Source organism: Phenylobacterium sp. (assembly GCF_035539035.1).
Classification (GTDB): Bacteria; Pseudomonadota; Alphaproteobacteria; order Caulobacterales; family Caulobacteraceae; genus Phenylobacterium.
Genome location: NZ_DATLJI010000012.1, coordinates 212637 through 230388 on the forward strand (window position 1 = coordinate 212637; position 17752 = coordinate 230388).

Annotated in this window: 14 protein-coding genes; 3 read left to right on the forward strand and 11 right to left on the reverse strand. The window is 69.8% G+C overall.

Going from position 1 to position 17752, the window contains the following annotated elements; all coding sequences use genetic code 11:
- Positions 1-31: 31 nt before the first annotated feature.
- From VM685_RS06330 to VM685_RS06345, 4 genes are all read right to left on the reverse strand, one after another.
- Positions 32-2866 (reverse strand): Ig-like domain-containing protein, encoded by a 2835-nt coding sequence (locus tag VM685_RS06330; RefSeq protein WP_325459274.1) that lies wholly within the window; start codon positions 2864-2866, stop codon positions 32-34.
- A 215-nt stretch (positions 2867-3081) separates the two neighbouring features.
- Complete coding sequence (locus VM685_RS06335) at positions 3082-3222, reverse strand: hypothetical protein (RefSeq protein WP_325459275.1); 141 nt, start codon at positions 3220-3222, stop codon at positions 3082-3084.
- Positions 3223-3294: 72 nt separating this feature from the next.
- The gene (locus VM685_RS06340; protein WP_325459276.1) at positions 3295-5820 is read right to left on the reverse strand and encodes a TonB-dependent receptor; all 2526 of its coding nucleotides are present in this window, start codon (positions 5818-5820) and stop codon (positions 3295-3297) included.
- A gap of 379 nt (positions 5821-6199) precedes the next feature.
- The gene (locus VM685_RS06345; RefSeq protein ID WP_414693350.1) at positions 6200-8056 is read right to left on the reverse strand and encodes a methyl-accepting chemotaxis protein; all 1857 of its coding nucleotides are present in this window, start codon (positions 8054-8056) and stop codon (positions 6200-6202) included.
- Positions 8057-8399: 343 nt separating this feature from the next.
- Here VM685_RS06345 and VM685_RS06350 point away from each other — a divergent pair, with 343 nt between their 5' ends.
- Complete coding sequence (locus tag VM685_RS06350) at positions 8400-9443, forward strand: DUF2332 domain-containing protein (protein WP_325459277.1); 1044 nt, start codon at positions 8400-8402, stop codon at positions 9441-9443.
- Between the two features lie 103 nt (positions 9444-9546).
- Here VM685_RS06350 and dnaA read toward each other — a convergent pair whose 3' ends face one another.
- The 6 genes from dnaA to mutM form a co-directional block, all read right to left on the reverse strand.
- On the reverse strand, positions 9547-10992 hold the full coding sequence (gene dnaA, locus VM685_RS06355; RefSeq protein ID WP_325459651.1) for a chromosomal replication initiator protein DnaA: 1446 nt from the start codon (positions 10990-10992) through the stop codon (positions 9547-9549).
- 412 nt (positions 10993-11404) lie between these two features.
- Entirely contained in the window at positions 11405-11671 is a 267-nt protein-coding gene (gene rpsT / locus VM685_RS06360) for a 30S ribosomal protein S20 (protein WP_325459278.1), read from the reverse strand.
- A 125-nt stretch (positions 11672-11796) separates the two neighbouring features.
- Positions 11797-12375 (reverse strand): GDSL-type esterase/lipase family protein, encoded by a 579-nt coding sequence (locus VM685_RS06365; protein ID WP_325459279.1) that lies wholly within the window; start codon positions 12373-12375, stop codon positions 11797-11799.
- Between the two features lie 3 nt (positions 12376-12378).
- Positions 12379-13155 (reverse strand): enoyl-CoA hydratase, encoded by a 777-nt coding sequence (locus VM685_RS06370; protein WP_325459280.1) that lies wholly within the window; start codon positions 13153-13155, stop codon positions 12379-12381.
- Positions 13156-13184: 29 nt separating this feature from the next.
- Positions 13185-14051: a TraB/GumN family protein gene (locus VM685_RS06375; protein ID WP_325459281.1), complete on the reverse strand. Its 867-nt coding sequence runs from the start codon at positions 14049-14051 to the stop codon at positions 13185-13187.
- Positions 14051-14914, reverse strand: a complete 864-nt coding sequence (gene mutM, locus VM685_RS06380) for a bifunctional DNA-formamidopyrimidine glycosylase/DNA-(apurinic or apyrimidinic site) lyase (RefSeq protein WP_325459282.1) — start codon at positions 14912-14914, stop codon at positions 14051-14053. Before mutM ends, VM685_RS06375 begins: the two co-directional genes overlap by 1 nt.
- Before the next feature lie 60 nt (positions 14915-14974).
- Between mutM and VM685_RS06385 the strand changes: the two genes are divergently transcribed.
- Together VM685_RS06385 and ubiB are read left to right on the forward strand one after the other, a co-directional pair.
- On the forward strand, positions 14975-15730 hold the full coding sequence (locus VM685_RS06385) for a class I SAM-dependent methyltransferase (RefSeq protein ID WP_325459283.1): 756 nt from the start codon (positions 14975-14977) through the stop codon (positions 15728-15730).
- A gap of 7 nt (positions 15731-15737) precedes the next feature.
- A complete protein-coding gene (gene ubiB / locus VM685_RS06390; protein WP_325459284.1) occupies positions 15738-17249 on the forward strand; it encodes a 2-polyprenylphenol 6-hydroxylase in 1512 nt (503 codons plus the stop codon).
- On the opposite strand, the gene VM685_RS06395 is transcribed toward ubiB, so the two are convergent.
- Positions 17246-17752, reverse strand: a complete 507-nt coding sequence (locus tag VM685_RS06395; protein WP_325459285.1) for a cupin domain-containing protein — start codon at positions 17750-17752, stop codon at positions 17246-17248. The genes ubiB and VM685_RS06395 overlap by 4 nt on opposite strands.

Genomic DNA, 17752 nt, shown 5'->3' on the forward strand with positions numbered 1-17752 from the left:
CCTGCACATCGAGGAGGCGCCGTGGCCCGCCTCAGGCCAGGAAGTCGCCCGCCACCACATCCCAGGCGCCGGTCAGCGAGACGATCTGGGCGTAGGCGAAGTCCACCATGCCGTCGCCGTTGACGTCGCCGCGGTTGGTGCCGACCCAGCCGTCCGAGAACAGCAGGTCCGCATCGCCGTCGCCGTCGAAGTCGGAGACCGCGATCCCGTCGCCGCCCCGGCCCAGGCTGACCACCCGGAAGTTTGTCACGCCGTCGCCGTTGGTGTCACCGAGGTTCAACGCCAGCTCCGAACTGCTGGTGCGGTCCCCGAACAGCACGTCCAGGTCTCCGTCGCCGTCCATGTCGGCGAAGACGGTCCCCATGTAGGCCGACGAGGCGATGGTCCCGCTGGACGCGAAGTCCGGAGCCCCGTCGCCGTCGACGTCGCCGCGGCCCTGGAGCACGTAGGAGCCGCCCGTGTAGGCAGCCACGGCGATGTCGGGCCGGCCGTCGCCGTTCATGTCGGCGATGTCGATCCCGGCCAGGGTGGTGTCGGCGGTGGAGAGGGTCACGGTCCGGAAATCGGGCGTTCCGTCGCCGTTCGCGTCGCCGAGGTTCAGCAGCATGGCCAGCGTGGTCTGGCCGGTGGCCGCCCCATAGGTCGTGAGCACGATGTCCTGGCGTCCGTCGCCGTTCAGGTCGGCCACGTCGACGCCGTAGCTGTACGACTTGGAGGCCACGCCCGGCAGCAGGCGGGTGGTGAAGTCGACGACCCCGTCGCCGTTCACATCGCCGCGGTTGAGGTGAAGGCGGTCGGAGCTCCGGCCGCCCTCCACGATGTCGAGGTCGCCGTCGCCATCGATGTCGGCGAACTTGGCGTCCTGCCACTGGTTCACGCCGTCCGCCGCCAGGGCGAGATAGGCGACGGTGAAATCGGCCTGGCCGTCGCCGTTCGGGTCGCCGGCGTTCAGCAGGAGGGCGCTGCGGCCCGAGAAGTTGCTCACCACCGCGTCGAGGTCGCCATCGCCGTCGACGTCGGCGACGTCGCCACCCCGGGCGCTGAAGCCGCTGAGAAGGGTCCGGGCCGACGAGACGGTGGCGGTGTCGAGCACCCCGTCGCCGTTGGCGTCGCGCACGTCGCCCAGCAGGCGATAGGTCGAGCCGACGAAGGCCATGACGTCCGGCTCGGCGGGAGGCGGGATGGGCCGGGCGGCGCCCGCGGCGGGCGCCTGCATCGGCGGTGGCGGTGGCGGGGGCGGCGGCGGATCGGCCGCGCCAGTGAGGGTGACGGTGATCGTCTGGCTGGCCATGCCGCCGCGGCCGTCGGACAGCTGGACCGCATAGGTCTGGGTGCGGACTTCGCCGGCCGCCAGCCCATCCAGGGCGCTGTCGGGCGCCTGGAAGGTCCAGTCGACGCGGTTGGCCGCCTGGTCGACGGCGCCGAGCGTGAGCGTGCCGAGGTAGCCGGTCCCGGCGGGGCTCACCGTGGCGGAATGGACGTCGGCGAGATCAAGGTCCGCGAACGCCACCGCGCCCGCCGCGGTGTGCAGGGCGGTGCTCTCGTCGGCGGCGCCGTCGGGGCGCTCGGTCACCGCGCCGCTGGCCGTGGTGGCGGCGAGGATCGCCGGCGCGTCGTTGGCGCCGGTGACGGTCACCACCACCGAAGCGGTGGAGGTCGCGCCGTGCTCGTCCCTCATCACATAGGTGAGGGTGACGTCCTGGGTTTCGCCCTGGGCCAGCCCATCGAAGGCCGTCCCCGGGGTGAACACGACCTTGCCGTCGACCACGGCGGCCGAGCCCTTCGGCGCCTCGACCGAGACCAGCGTCTTCAGCGCGCCCGCGTCCACATCGGTGTCGTTGGCCAGCACGTCGATGACGACGGCCTGGTTCTCGCCCGTCGCCGCGCCGTCCGCGACGGCGACGGGGACATCGTTGGCGCCGGTGACGGTCACCACCACCGAGGCGGTGGAGGTCGCGCCGTGCTCGTCCCTCATCACATAGGTGAGGGTGACGTCCTGGGTTTCGCCCTGGGCCAGCCCATCGAAGGCCGTCCCCGGCGTGAACACCACCTTGCCGTCGACCACCGCGGCCGAACCCTTCGGCGCGTCCACGGACACCAGCGTCTTCACCGCGCCGGCGTCCACATCGGTGTCGTTGGCGAGCACATCGATCACCACGCCCTGGTTCTCGCCGGTCGACGCCCGGTCGGCGACCGCCACGGGGCCGTCGTTGGCGCCGGTGACGGTCACGACCACGGACGCGGTGGAGGTCGCGCCGTGCTCGTCCCTCATCACATAGGTGAGGGTGACGTCCTGGGTTTCGCCCTGGGCCAGCCCGTCGAACGCCGCGCCCGGCGTAAACACCACCTTGCCGTCGACAACCGCGGCGGAGCCTTTCGGCGCGTCCACGGACACCAGCGTCTTCACCGCGCCCGCGTCCACATCGGTGTCGTTGGCGAGCACGTCGACGGTCACGGCCTGGTTCTCGCCGGTCGACGCCCAGTCGGCGACGGCCACGGGGCCGTCGTTCGTCCCGGTGAGGGTGACGGTGACGGTCGCCGTGCTGAGCGCGCCGTTCTTCCCCATCTGGAGGGTGTAGGTGAAGGTGTCGGTGAGCGTCTCGCCGGCGCCTAGCGCGTTGGCCCTGGCGCTGTCGGCCAGATAGACGACGCGGCCGCCCACGATGCTGAGCTGCGCGCCCGCCGCGGTGACCCCGCTGGCAGCGGGCTGCGCCGGGGCGGTCTGGCTGACCGAGTAGAGCGACTTGCCGCCCCCGCCCAAGTCGTTCGCCAGGACGTCGATCGTCAGCGACACGGCCTCCGTGGCCGTGGCGGCGTCGTCCCGCGCTTGGGGCGTGTTGTCGATATTCTTGTCCTGACCAGCCATCACCGCTCTTCTGGATTGCGCCGACGTTCGCCGCCGGTCTGCCCCACGTGATCCGCATCCTTGCGCGCGGCACGGTTAAGCCACTGAAAAGCGTTATGGTTTAACAACTCAGGGGCGCAGGAATTCCGCCCGGAGCCTCCGCCAGGGTTGCGCGGCCAAGAAGAAGGCCCGCCACGCGGCAGGCCCTCGGGATTCGTCTCTCCTCGAAGCCCTGCCTAGCCGCGGAGCTTGCGCAGCAGCACGTCCAGGTCGCGGGCGATGCTCGCATCCTCCGCCTTCACGGACTCGATGCGGCGAACGGCATGCCTTGGATCGAGGGCGGCCACTGAGCCGCAAAGCAAAAGGCCCGCCGTCACCGGCGGGCCTCCTGGTCTTGTTCGCCTCGAGGCGGGTGGCGGCCGGGGCGGGGACGCCGCGGCCGCGCCCGATTAGAAGGCGTAGCGCAGCGTCGCCGAGGCGGTCCGCCCGGCGTAGGCGCGTCCGAGGACGACGCCGCTGGCCGGGATGGTGGCCTGTTCGACGTCCGACAGGGCCAGCTTGTTGAACACGTTGTTGACGTTGACCATCAGCTGAACCCGCTCCGTGGGGCGGATTTGAAGGAACGCGTTCACCAGGGTGTAGCCCGGCAGCTTCAGCTGGTTCGTGTCCTGCGCGTAGCTGCTGGTCGTCCCGATCAGGTTCGCGCCGAAGCTGGCGTACTTCAGATCGACCTGCGGCGTGACGGCGAAGATCAGGTCGGCCTGGTGGCGCGGCGTGTTGCCGACGAACTCGGGATGGGTCGCGTCGCTGGTGATCTCGGCTTTCGTGTAGGTGGCACCGCCGGTGACGCTGAACGGGCCGTGGCTGACCGCCGCTTCCAGTTCCACGCCCTTGGCTTCGTAGCCCCGGATAATGTTCTCGACCTGGATCGAGCCGTCCGGCTTGCTGTTCACTTGGACGTTCTGTTCCCCGGTCTTCGCCGAGAAGCCCGTGACGTTGAAGGTGACGCCGGAGATCCGGTACTTCAGGCCCAGCTCCGCCTGCTTCACGGTGTCGTAGGCGCTGTCGCTGTCGACGAGCTTACCGGTCGAATAGTTCACGGCCGGGGTGAAGAGGATCTTGTCGGCCGAGGCCCGGCCGCCGCGGCTGTAGCGACCGAAGACGGCCAGCTGTTCGGCGATACGGTAGTTCACGCCGGCCGAGTAGCTCACGTAGTCGTAGTCGTAGTCCACGCGGCCCGGGGCGCCGAGCGGCAGGGTGGCGACCTGCGTCTCCGGCCGCGAGATCTGACCGTTGCGGTTCATGTCGACCGTGGTCACGCCGACGCGGCCACCGCCGAGCTCGGCGCCGTACAGCGTGCCCTTCACGTCGCCCATGTCCCAGCGGACGCTGCCGCCGATCGCGATCTTGCCGACGTGGTAGTTGACCGAGGCGTAAGGGGCGGTGACGCCGTAGTTCACGTCATAGCTGCGGTGATAGAGGGGGCCGCCGATCCCGTAGGACAGATAACCGCCCTGGGACGTCGGGACGCCGGCCGCCGTCTTGACGTCGATCAGCGCGGAGCCGCCGTCGCCGCGAACATCGGTCAGCGCGTTCACGAACGACCAGAAGGCGTTGTAGTCCTGGGACGACATGTAGAGGCCTGCCGTCGTCGTCAGATTGCCGCCGCCGATCTTCCAGACGCGGCTGGCGCGCAGGTCGTTGGTCATGTTGTCCAGGCTGTCGAGATCGGTGTCGATCAGGACGTCCGAGGTGAGCAGACCGTTGCCGTTCAGTGCGGACGCACTGGGTATGGCCTGGCCAGCCTGCGGGCCGGTGGCGTAGCTGAGGGAGCCGCCGGGGCCGCCGTAGGCGAAGGCGAGCGCCGCCGCCGGCGCGACCGCGATCGGTCTGACCGTCATGTGGCCGCCGGAGATCGCGGCGAAGCGGAACTTCTCGCTGATCGTCCAGCCGCTGACGTCCAACTGACCTTCGAGCCCCACCGACTTGACGATGGCATGCTGGCCCTCGCGGATGTCCTCGGTGGTGATGCTGTTGTCGCGGCCGAGGGTCAGGATGCCGCTGTTGGCGGCCGACAGCAGCGAGTCGGTCTTCAGGTTGAAGTTGGCCGGAGCCACGAACGTCGGATCGGAGTTGGTCCCGGTCACACGGATCGGTACGAACTGGTATGACGGGGTCCGATCGTCCAGGTATTTCCCGTAGATCCGCACGAAGCCGTTATCGAGCTGCTTCGTGAGGTTGGCCTTGATCTGACCGCCCTTGTACGCGGTATAGCCGACGTCCCGCGGGCCTTCGCCTTGGCGATAGAAGCCGCCGACGTGGAAGCGAAGCGTGTCGGTGAGCTTGTAGCCGTAGTCGGCATCCACCCGCTTCTCGTCATAGTCGAGGCCATAGGTGCCCTGGATGGCGCCGCCTTCCACGTCGCCGGTCTTGGAGATCAGGTTGATCACGCCGCCCGGGGAGTTGGAGGCGAAGGTCGACGCCGAGCCGCCGCGAATGGCCTCGATCTGCGCAAGGTTGAGGTCGTTGCGCATGAACATGTCGGACGTGAACTGCGAGAGGTCGCCGAACTCGAGGACCGGCAGGCCGTCTTCCTGCAGCTGCATGAACTTCGAACCGGTGCCGGAAAGCGGCAGGCCGCGGATCGAGTAGTTCGCATTGCCTTCGCCGCCCGCGTACTCGACGCGGATCCCGGGGATGTTGCGCAGGACTTCGCCCAGCGAACGGGCCCCGAAGGTTTCCGCGTCGGTGCCGCGCAACGCGCTGGTGGACGTTGCGCTGTCCAGCCGGTCACGGCCCTTGGCGACGCCCGTCGAGAAGACCGCTTCGCCGCGGCCCTTCGCCCCCGCGGTCGGCATGGCCTTGTCGGCGGCAGGCTTGGCCACTTCGACGGCGTCAGCGCTCGGCGTCTGGGCCAGGGCCGGCGAGAACATCAGGAGCGGCGCAATCGCCGTCGTCATAAGGAAGCGTTTCATGGGAGGATCTCTGGTGGTCCTATGCATTAATGAAGCGTCGACCGTCATCATGTGCCGTTGAACCTAGATATTTGGTAAATGACGCTAGGTGCAGTCGGGGTTGGGAGTGCGGCATTCTGTCCATAATACTTGCAGTCTGCATCATTCTATCTGTCATTATTGCACATATCGAAGCTGTTGACGCCGCGGGAGCTGCGGGATCTGTCGGCGTTCTTTGAACTGACGGAGCTGTCCAGGCATAGACGCTGCCGCATCTGTCGACGCTATCGATGTCGGCGAAGCTCTCGACGCTGCTGACGCAACGCAAAAACGCGGCGCCCAGCCGGGCGCCGCGTTCTCGATCTTGCGAACTCTCTCGGAAGTTTGTGTAGGCCGAGCGCTAGGCGCGGCCGCCGCTGGCGCGTCTCAGCGGGACCGCGTCGGTTTCGTATGCGGTCGACACGTCGTCCGTGTCGGCCGCCCCACGCAGGCGGAACCGCGCGACCAGAGTGGCCAGTTCGTCGGCTTCCGAAGCCAGGCTTCGCGCGGCGGCTGTCGCTTCCCGCACCATGGCCGCGTTCTGCTGGGTCATGCTGTCCATGCTGGCGACGGCGCTGCTGACCTGCTTGAGGTTATCCGCCTGGGTCTCGGTGCTCTGCGCGATCTCGTTGATCAGCGTGTTGGTGTCGCCGATCTTCGTTCCGATGAGCGTGAGCATCTGCCCGGTGTCGCCGACGCGACCCACCCCGCTCTGAACCTGCTCGGACGAAGTGTTGATGAGGGTCTTGATGTCGCGCGCCGCGTCGGAGGAACGCTGGGCGAGCGCGCGGACTTCCGACGCGACCACGGCGAAGCCCTTGCCGGCGTCCCCGGCCCGGGCGGCTTCGACGCCGGCGTTCAGCGCCAGCAGATTGGTCTGGAAGGTGATGCTGTCGATCAGATTGATGATCTGGCTGATCTCTTCCGAGCTCGCCTGGATGGCGTCCATGGCCGTGATCGCCTCGGTGACGATCGCGCCGCCCTCCATCGCGTTGCCGTTGGCCACCTCGATCGCCGTCCGCGCATCGGAGGCCCTTTGCGCGGTCTCGCCGACCATGGCGCTGACCTGCTGCGTGGCGGCGCTGGTTTCCTGGAGGCGCGACGCCTGCTGTTCCGTCCGGCGGTAGAGGTCCTCGGACGCGGCGTAGATCTCGGCGGCGCCGGAATGCACGCTCTTGGCCGAGCGCGCGACGCCGGAGATGCTTTCATCGAGACCTTCGACGGCGCTGTTGAAGGACTGCCGAAGGCGTTCGTACTCGGGCTCGAACGGCGTGGTGATCGTGTGCGTCAGATCGCCCGAGGCGAGGGCGGCCAGCGCCGTGTCGAGGGTTTCCACCACGCGCCGCTGGGCCGCCTCGGCGCCGAGCCTCGCGCGGTCCGCCTCAGCCTTCGCCTGGTCGGCGGCCGCCTTGGCGCGATCGGCCTCCGCCTTGGCCAGCGCCGCGTCGCGGAAGACGAGAACGGCGCGGGCCATGTCGCCCAGTTCGTCGGTCCGCTCGGAGTCGACCGCGATCTCATTGTCGCCGGCGGCCAGCTGGGTCATCGCCTCGGTGAGCGTCGTGATGGGTTTCGCGATGGAGCGGCTCAGCATCCGCGACAGGGTCATGGCGATCGCGATCAGCGCGATCCCGCCGATCACCAACGCGGCGATGGCCGTGACGATGGCGGTCTGCTGGCGCGCGCCGTTCTTTGCGATGTTCTCCGCCTCGGCGCTACGGACGTCCCGGAGCGGAAGCACCGCGTCGCTGACCAGCACCTTCTTGCCGGCGTCCCGGACTTCCTGCTGCGCTTCATCGCGCCGCCCCGCCTTGACCACTTCGATCAGCCGGTCACCCCAGTCCTTGCGCCACGCAAGCGTCGCCGCGCGGGACTTGGCGATGTGCTCGAGCATGGCGGGGTCGGTGAGGGTCGAGGAGAGCCTCTGCGAGACCTCGTCGTACTCGTCGCGGCCCTCGTAGTAGGACTTGAGATAGCTCTGGTCGCCGGTGACCAAGTAGCCACGGAGCTGGCTGTTCTGTCGGAGGATCGCGGTTTCCAGCGCGAGCGCATCGGCGTGGATGGCCTGACTGCGGTTGTTGCTCTCCGTGGAGGCGCGGATCATCAGGATCGTCGCCAGGAAGACGACCATCATGACGGCTGCGGACACGCAGATAAAAACGAATGACAGGCTAAGCTTCTTGGGAATATTCATCGCAGTCGCCATCGTTCCAGTAGCCAGTGACCGAATAGCGCCGCGGTCGCGGCGTGGAAGTCGTTTCGCCCGGAATAGTTATCAAGCGAACTTATTGCGTCTTCCGAAGTCAAGGACGAGAGCTAAATGACAGTGATTGCCTGAGGATTAATGCTGTCGGCGCGCCTAAACCTGCGTAGCGCGACAAATAGTCTCCCTCCGGACGATCGGGAATTTAGACCGCTTTAAGAGGCGGCGCCGTTCAGTGCCCGCCAACGCAGGGGCGAGAATACTCCTGGGCGTCAGGCAAAGGCGTTTTCTTCGCACTGACAGACACAACCCGGCCTCTTCCCAATTTCTGGGACGCGTTGCTCGTTCGGAATGTAGTTTCATGAAGATGCTTGTGAGGTCTGGCGCCAGTCACGCGTTCGTGCGCCAGGCCGAAACCTGCCGCTCTACAGGCTCGTCGTTCATCGCGTCCGTGCTCGAAGCCGTGGACCGCCAGATTTCGCTCGCACCGCTCACCAGCGGACTGGTGCGCGCATGGACAGGCGATCCGGCCGCGGCGGCGCTGGCGCTGCGCGTGAACGGCGCGCTGCACGCCCTTGCCCGGCGCGGAAGTCTTCCGCACCTGACCGACCTCTACCGGGGCGACCACGAAGACTTCGACGGGGCGATCGCCGAGGCGCTGTCGCAGCAGGACGCGTTCATCGCGGAGTGGATGCGCTATCCGACCCAGACCAACGAGGTCGCCCGGGGCGCGGCGATCATCTCGGCGCTGATGGCGGTCGCCGCGCGACGCCCGATGCCGTTCGAACTCCTGGAGCTGGGCGCCAGCTGCGGCCTCAATCTCAACCTTGCCCGCTATGGCTATCGGTTGGGCTCCGTAAAGGCCGGCGACGCCTCGTCGGCCGTGCAGATCGAGCCAGAGTGGCGCGGCGCGGATCCGCCGAGCGCGCCCGTGTCGGTGGTCTCCGCGCGTGGCGTCGACCTCAATCCGCTGAGCGCCGCCGATCCAATGCATCGCGAGCGGCTGCTGTCCTTCACCTGGGCCGACCAGCCCGCGCGCTCGCAGCGCCTCGAGGCGGCCCTTCAGATCGCCATCGCGCATCCGCCCCAAGTCCATCGGGGCGACGCCAAGCTGTGGCTCGCACAGCGTCTCGCCGAACGGCAGCCGGACGGCCTGTGTCGGGCCGTGGTGCACACGATGTTCCTTCAGTACCTGAGCGATCGGGACCGCCAGGATATCGCTACGATGATGGCGGCGGCCGGGGGCGGCGCGACCGCCGAGCGCCCGCTCGTCGAAATCGGTCTGGAATGGACGACGGATCGCCGCGAGGTCCAGTTGCGCTGCACGCGTTGGCCGGACGGCGAAAGCGCCGTGCTGGCGATCTGCCACCCCTATGGCGACTGGATGGAGTGGCGCGGCTTCTGAACCGCCGGGCCCGACAGGAAAAGGCCCGCCGTCGCCGGTGGCCCTCCGAGCCTCGTCTCTCCTCGAAGCCCGGAGCGGCCGAAGTCGCCTGTCGGTCGCTGTCCTAGCCGCGCAGCTTGCGCAGCAGGACGTCCAGGTCGCGCGCGATGCTCGCGTCCTCGCCCTTCAGGGACTCGATGCGGCGCACAGCGTGCAGGACGGTGGTGTGGTCGCGCCCGCCGAACCGGCGGCCGATGTCCGGCAGGGAGCGGGTGGTGATCTGCTTGGCGAGCCACATAGCCACCTGCCGCGGTCGGGCCACGGCGCGGGCGCGGCGCTCGCTGATCAGGTCGGCCTGCTTGAGGTTGTAGTGTTCGGCGACGGTCTTCTGGATCATGTCCACCGTCACCTTGCGCTCGTTGCACGACAGGTGCGGCCGCAGGATCGACTGCGCGTCGTCGAGGGTCAGGCGGGCCACGTCGGCGCCGACGCGGGCGACGAGGGTGTTCAGGGCGCCCTCCAGTTCGCGGACGCTGTCGGTGAAGCGGTCGGCGAGGAACTGCAGCACGTCGGGCCGAGCGGAGGGCAGGAAGCGGCCCTGCTGGGCGAGGGTGGCCAGCTTGCGCTCCAGGATGCCCAGGCGCAGCGTCCGGTCGGCCGGCTCGATACCGCAGACCAGGCCGGCCTGCAGGTGCGAGCGCAGGCGCGGCTCCATCTCCGACAGTTCGGTGGGCGAGCGGTCGGCCGTCATCACCACGCGGCGGCCGTCCTCCACGAGGGCGATGAGGGTGTGGAACAGCTCTTCCTGGGTGGTCGGCTTGCCCGCCACGAAGTGGACGTCGTCGATCAGCAGCAGGTCGGCGTTGCGCAGCTCGTCCTTGAACGCCTGGGTCTGGCGATCCTGCAGGGCTTTCACGAAGGTCGTCGTGAAGCGCTCGGCGGTCAGGTAGACGACCCGCTTCTCCGGCGCGTTGCGCATGGCTTCCCAGGCGAGCGCGTTCAGGAGGTGGGTCTTCCCGAAGCCGTAGGGACCGTGGAAGAGCACCGGGTTGAAGTGGCCATCGGCCCAGGAGGCCACGCGACGGGCCACGGCGAAGGCGAACTCGTTGGCCGGGCCGGACACGAAGGTGTCGAAGGAGAAGCGCTCCTGCAGGCCGAGCAGGCGGCCCTGGCGGGCGGCCACGGGCGCGGCCTCGGCTTCCACCTCGAAGACTTCCGGCGTGATCATCGGGGCATTGGCGGCCAGCGGGGCCGCGGCGGGCGGCCGCGACACCGTGCCGGCGGAGTCCATCTCCATGCGCGACTTCAGGTCGAGCCGGCGACCCAGCGGGTCGTTCTGCGCCCACAGTTCGCCGATGCGCCGCCAGGCGTGCCGGCGGATCCAGTCGCGCGCGACCCCCGTCGCGGCCACCAGGCACACCTCGTCCCCGGTCTCCCGCAGAGCAGCCTGACCCAGCCACGAGCCGAAGGTCGCTTCGCCGAGTTCGCGCTTGAGAACCTGGCAGGTCTTCGTCCAGACCGCACCGACCGGCGCTTCAGCCATAGCTCCCGCAGCCCCCCCGTTCATCATCCTCTTCAACCCCGCCCTCTCGGCCCAGGCCCCACGCCTTGGCCGGCCCTTTTTTCTCAACAGACACAAGCTCTTACCCGGCGAATGCATGAGCTCCGCCGGCGTCTCGATTATCCCGAGATCAAGTGGAAGACGCCTGTAAGACGCTTGAGATTAGTCGGGGGCATCGGGGGGTCAACGGCGATTCTTCGCGCCTTTTGCGGATATTTTCGTTGACTCGCGGGGACCCCCTGAAGGGCCTAGGGAAACCCGGATTTGACGGCCAAGCCTTGAGCGAATCTGCCGCAGGAGTCGCATATCCGACTAAGATTCAGGCACGAAAAAGCAGCGCCCGCGGGGGCGCTGCTTTGGGTATTCCGATCGGAAAACTGGGTTTGCCGGAGGCCCCTCGAGACCCTCGGGAAGCCGCTCTCTAGGCCGAGAGCTTCTTCAGCCGGGCGGCCAGGCGCGAGACCTTCCGCGAGCCGGTGTTCTTGTGCACGACGCCCTTGGAGACCGCCCGCATCAGCTCCGACTGGGCCACCACGAAGGCGGCCTTGGCGGCGGCGGCGTCACCCGAGGTGACGGCTTCCTCGAACTTGCGGAGGAAGGTGCGCACGCGCGAGCGGCGCGCCGTGTTGATTTCGGTGCGGCGGGCGATCTTGCGGACCGCCTTCTTGGCGCCGGGCGTGTTGGCCATTCGTAAAGCTCTTCAAAACGGATCGCGCCCGGCCGGGAGCCGGGCGGGCAAATTGGAGGCGCGGATATACGGGGTCGGCGGCCGTGGGTCAATGCCGCGGGAGGCGCAAATCCGCCTTCGCGGGATCAGTCTCCGCCGGTGAGGCTCCGCCAGGCCGGATGCGCGGCGATCAGCTCGGCCATCCGCTGGTAGCCGCCGGCCCCCGGGTGGGCCCCGTCCAGCATCTCGGCTTCGCGGTTCCACAGGCCGTCGGCGAACAGCGGGCGGAAGACGTCGATGAAGGGGACCTGCAGGCGCCCGGCCAGGGTCTTCAGGTGCTCGTTGAGGGTCTCCAGCCGGGCGCAGACCCCCGGGTCCGGCATCGGCGGGGGACCCACCAGCAGCACGGGCCCCAGCCCCGCAGCCTCGGTCAGCACCGCGCGCGCGTTCAGCAGGGTCTGGGCCGTCGCCACCCGCGGGGCGCCGGCCTCCAGGTGGCAGTCATTGGCCCCGAAGGAGAAGACGACCGCCGTCTCGCCGGCCACCCGCCGGGGTTCGGCCTCGGCCCGCCAGCGCCGGGCGATGTCGGCGCTCGTCTCGCCACGGATCCCCAGGTTGTAGAGGGTGACGTCGGCCCGCTCGCGCAGGGCGCGGCCGACCCAGCCCAGGTGCTCGGGGTCGCCCTGGCCCAGGACGAAGCTGTCGCCGAAGGCGAGGATCCGCACCCGTCAGCGCCCGGTGAAGTTCGGCTTCCGCTTCTCCACGAAGGCCGCCATGCCCTCCTTCTGGTCCTCGAAGGCGAAGAGCGAGTGGAACAGGCGCCGCTCCAGGGCCACGCCGGCGGTGAGCGTCGTCTCGTAGGCGGCGTCCACCAGCTCCTTGGCCATGGAGACGGCGAGCGGCGACTGGCCGGCGATCTTCGTCGCGGCGGCCATGGCCTCCTCGATCAGCTTGTCGGCGGGGACCACGCGGGAGACCAGGCCGGCGCGCTCGGCTTCCGCCGCATCCATCATCCGGGCGGTCAGGATCATGTCCATGGCCTTGGACTTGCCCACGAAGCGGGTCAGTCGCTGGGTGCCGCCGATGCCCGGCACCACGCCCAGGTTGATCTCCGGCTGGCCGAACTTGGCGGTGTCGGCGGCGATGATGAAGTCGCAGAGCATGGCCAGTTCGCAGCCGCCGCCCAGGGCGTAGCCGGCGACGGCGGCGACGATGGGCTTGCGGAAGGTCTCGATCCGGCGGGCGGCCGCAGCGAAGAAGTTCTGGCTGAACATCTCCGCATAGGACTTGTCGCTCATCTCCTTGATGTCGGCGCCGGCGGCGAACGCCCGCTCCGAGCCGGTGATCACCACGCAGCGGACGGAGTCGTCGGCCTCGGCCGCGTCCAGCGCCTGCGCGAGCTCGCCCAGAAGGATGGAGTTCAGCGCGTTCAGGGCGTCCGGGCGGTTCAGCCGGACGAGGCTCACGCCGTCCTTAACTTCGACGATCAGGGTCTCGTAGCTCATGCGCGCCTCCGCTTCTCAAGGACGGCGGCTTAAGGCCCCTTCACGGAATAGCCAAGCGCGCGGAGGCGCTCGGGCAGGCCTTCGGGTCCGATCAGGTGGCCGACGCCCACCACGACCACCGTGCGGCCCCGCCCCTTCAGCCGCTGGTCGAGCGTGGCGGCCCAGCGGGCGTTGCGCTCCGTCACGAGCCGCCGGAACAGGGTCGGCGCGACGCGGCGCAACGGGGTCAGCGCCTGGCGGTCGATCGCCTCGAGATCGCCGGACGCCCAGGCCTCCACCAGGAGCGCGAACTCGTCCGGCTCGCCCTCCATCTCGCGCACCGTCTGGTTCAGGGCGGCGACCTGCTCGGCCATGGGCGCGCCGACGAAGAAGCCGATCTGCTCGGCTGCGGTCTCGAAGGCCCGGCGCTGTGCGGAGGCGGGCGCGGCGGCGGAAACCGCCTCCTCCACCCCGTTCTCGTCGGTGGCCTTGGCCCGCCGGAAGGCGGCGCCGGCGAGCGCCATCTCCGCCAGCCACGGCTGGAAGGCCTCCAGCATGGCCGGGTCGACGTCGTAGGCCTGGGCGACCCGCGCCATGCGCTGGGCGTCCTCCGGCTTCAGGAGCTTGGAGAGGCTCTGGCCCTGCGGCAGGAGGCCAAGCCTCAGCGCGGTGCGCGAACTCTCCTCCGCCACCGCCGGGTCCACCGGCAGTTCGAACCACAGATCGTCCGCCTGCTTCAGGGTCCGCTCCAGCACTGGCGAGGCCCAGTCGACGTCCGGCGGCAGAACGTGAACCGAGCCGAACAGGACGAGCTCGGAATCCTTGTCCGACACCACCCACACCGGCGGCTCGGCGCGGGCGCAGCCGCCGGCGAGCGCGGCGGCGAGCGCGAAGGCGGCGACCTGCAGGCGGGCCATCACTTCTGGCAGACCGGGCAGAAGAAGGTGGAGCGGCCGGCCTGGACCTGGCGGTCGATGGTCCCCTTGCAGCCTGCGTTCGGGCACGGCCGGCCCTCGCGGTCGTAGACCCGGAAGCTGTGCTGGAAGTAGCCCAGGGCCCCGTCGGCCTGGGCATAGTCGCGAAGGGTGGAACCGCCCGCGGTGATCGCCTCCGCCAGCACCGCCCTGATGGCCTCCACCAGCCCGACGAGTCGGGGCTTCGAGATGCGCCCCGCCGGCCTGAACGGCGAGATCCGCGCCCGGTGCAGGGCCTCGCAGACATAGATGTTGCCGAGCCCCGCCACGACCCGCTGGTCCAGCAGCAGGGTCTTGGGTCCCTGCCTGCGCCCGGCGAAGGCCGCCTTCAGGTGGTCGGCGTCGAAATCCCCGGAGAGCGGCTCCGGCCCCAGGCCCGCGAACCAGGGATGCAGGTCGATGAGCGCGGTGTTGACCAGGCCCATGTACCCGAACCGGCGCGGGTCGTAGTAGGTCACCCGGGTCCCCGCCTCGGTCTCGAAGACGATGTGGGCGTGCTTGGGGTCCGGGTCCGGCGCGTAGTGGAACTGGCCCGGGCGCGACGCGCCGTCCGGCCGGGCGATCTCGAAGCGGCCGCTCATGCCCAGGTGCATGACGAGCGTGTCCTCGCGGTCCAGCCGCGCCATCAGGTATTTGGCGCGGCGCGTCAGGGCGACGACGGTCGCCCCGGTGAGCGCCTGGACGAAGTTCTCGGGCAGGGGGAAGCGCAGGTCCGGACGGCGGGCTTCCACCCGGGCCAGCCGGTGGCCCTCCAGCACGGGCGCCAGGCCCCCGCGCACCGTCTCGACCTCGGGAAGTTCGGGCATGGCCAACGCTTGGCACGGGCGGGATGGCGCGCCAAGGCCTTGGCGTCTAATAGGCAGGCCATGACCGGATCCGCCACCTTCGGCTTCAGGGACGTCGATCCCGCCGCCAAGCCCGGGCTCGTGCGCGGCGTGTTCGACCGCGTCGCCCGCCGCTACGACCTGATGAACGACCTGATGAGCGCGGGCGTGCACCGGCTCTGGAAGGACGCCGTGGCGGCCCGGCTGAACCCGCAGCCCGGCGAGACCATCATCGACTGCGCCGGCGGCACCGGCGACATGGCGCGCCGGTTCGCGCGCATGGCGCGCCGGGCCCAGGAGCGTCGCGGCGGCGAGGACGCGAAGGTCTTCGTCATCGACTACAACGCCGAGATGATCGCCGCCGGCCGCGAGCGGGAGTTCGAGCCGGAGATCGCCTGGGCCGTGGGCGACGCCCAGGCCTTGCCGCTGCCGGACCGCTGCGCCGACGCCTATGTGATCGCGTTCGGGATCCGCAACGTCACCGACGTCTCCAAGGCCCTGCGGGAAGCGCGCCGGGTGCTGAAGCCGGGCGGCCGGTTCCTGTGCCTGGAGTTCTCCCGGCCGGTGACCGAGGCCCTGCAGAAGGCCTATGACGCCTACTCCTTCAAGGTGATCCCCGAGATCGGCCGGCTGGTCGCCCAGGACCGTGACTCCTACCAGTACCTGGTGGAGAGCATCCGCCGCTTCCCCGACCAGCGCCGGTTCGCGGCGATGATCGGCGAGGCCGGCTTCTCCCAGGTGGGCTACACCAACTTCACCGGCGGGGTGGCGGCGCTGCACACGGCGCGGGCCATCTGAGCGGGCGATGAGCGGACCTGGAGCCTTCGGGCGGCTGATCGGCGCAGCCTGGATGCTGGTGCGCAACGACGCGCTCCTGCCGCGCGAGCTCGACCCGCTTTACGACGGCGGCGTGCGGCCCCTTTCCCGGGCCCTGCGCCTGCTCTCCGGCCGCGGCGCGCGCCAGGGGCGGCCCGGCGAGCGGCTGGCCCGCTCCCTGGAACGCCTGGGGCCCGTGGCCATCAAGCTCGGCCAGCTGCTCTCGACCCGCGCCGACATCTTCGGCGGCCAGTTCGCCGAGGACCTGTCACGCCTGAAGGACCGGCTGGAACCCTTCCCCACCGCCGTGGCCCGCGCCGAGGTGGAATACGCCCTCGGCCGGCCGGTGGAGAGCCTGTTCGCGAGCTTCGACGAACCGGTGGCCGCCGCCTCGCTCGCCCAGGCGCACGGGGCCGTGCTGCTCGACGGGCGCAAGGTGGCGGTGAAGGTGCTCAGGCCGGCCATCGCCCGGCGGGTCGCCGACGACGCCGAGGTGCTGGCCCTCGCCGCGCGGCTGGTGGACCGCTGGGTCCCGCCGGCCCGCCGTCTGGAGCCCCGCGGCTTCGCCGCCACGGTGATCCGCGCCACCGAGCTGGAGCTGGATTTGCGCCTGGAGGCGGCCGGCGCCGACGAGCTCGGCGAGGTCATGGCCAAGGACGGCTACATGCGCGTCCCCGCCGTCGTCTGGGAGGGCGTCGGCAAGCGGGTGCTGACCATGGAGTGGGCCCAGGGCTGGCCGCTCTCCGAGGCGGAGGCGCTGACCCAGCCCAACCTCGACCGCAAGCAGCTGGCCGACAACCTGATCCGCGCCTTCCTGGCCCAGGCCCTCGACCACGGAGTCTTCCACGCCGACCTGCACGAGGGGAACCTGTTCGTGGCCGCGCCGGCCCAGGTCACCGCCGTCGACTTCGGCATCATCGGCCGGCTGGGGGCGCCGGAGCGCCGCTACCTGGCGCAGATCCTGTGGGGCTTCCTGCAGCGCGACTACGAGCAGGTGGCCCGGGTCCACTTCGACGCCGGCTATGTGCCGCCCCACCACAGCGTACAGGCCTTCGCCCAGGCGCTGCGGGCGGTGGGCGAGCCGATCTTCGGGCGGGCGGCGGCGGACGTGCCCATGAGCCGGGTGCTGACCCAGCTCTTCGAGATCACCGCCCTGTTCGACATGCGCCTGCGGCCCGAGCTGGTGCTGCTGCAGAAGACCATGATGACCGTGGAGGGCGTGGCCCGCCGGATCGATCCGGACCACGACATCTGGGCCGCCGCCGACCCGGTCGTGCGCCGCTGGATGACGCGCGAGCTGTCGCCGGCCACCCGGGTTCGCCGGCTCGCCGAGGATGCCGAGATCGCCATCCGCAACCTCGCCCGCCTGGCCGAGCACCCGCCCGCGCCCACTGCGGTGGCGGTGGTGGAAGAGCGGCGCGAGGGCGGCGCCCTCCTGTGGTTCGCCCTGGGCGCGCTGGCCTCCGGCGCGGCCTTCCTCGCGGGCCTCCTGCTGCGCTAGTCCTCGACGGCCGTGCGGGCCATCCATTCCGCGAGGGTGAGGTGGGTGACGCCGTCCTCGCCGAAGAGGCTCATGCGGCCGTCCCGGAAGACGGTGGTCTTGCCGATGGAGGGCATCTCCGCCACCTCCACCGCGCTGCGCTCGCCGGCGGTGAGGTAGACGAGATCACCCGGTCCCAGGCAGCGCAGCGAATGGACCACCCCGTCGGTCGGGAAGCCCACGAAGTCGCCCGGGCCGACCGGATGGGGGACCCCGTCCAGCACCACCTCGCCCGAGCCCTCCAGGACGAAGACGAATTCCTCCTGCACCGCGTGGGCATGCGGGATGAAGCTCTCCTTGCCCGGCGGGATGCGGATCAGGCTGGCGCCGAGCCGCTGCATCCTGGCGGCGTCGCCCAGCGGGACCAGCCGCATCTCCGAGGCCGGGTTGAACGGATGCCGGCCGCGCCAGGCCTGGGACCAGTCGAGCCCGCCGGTGCGGACGATGTGCTTCGGCTCCGCCAC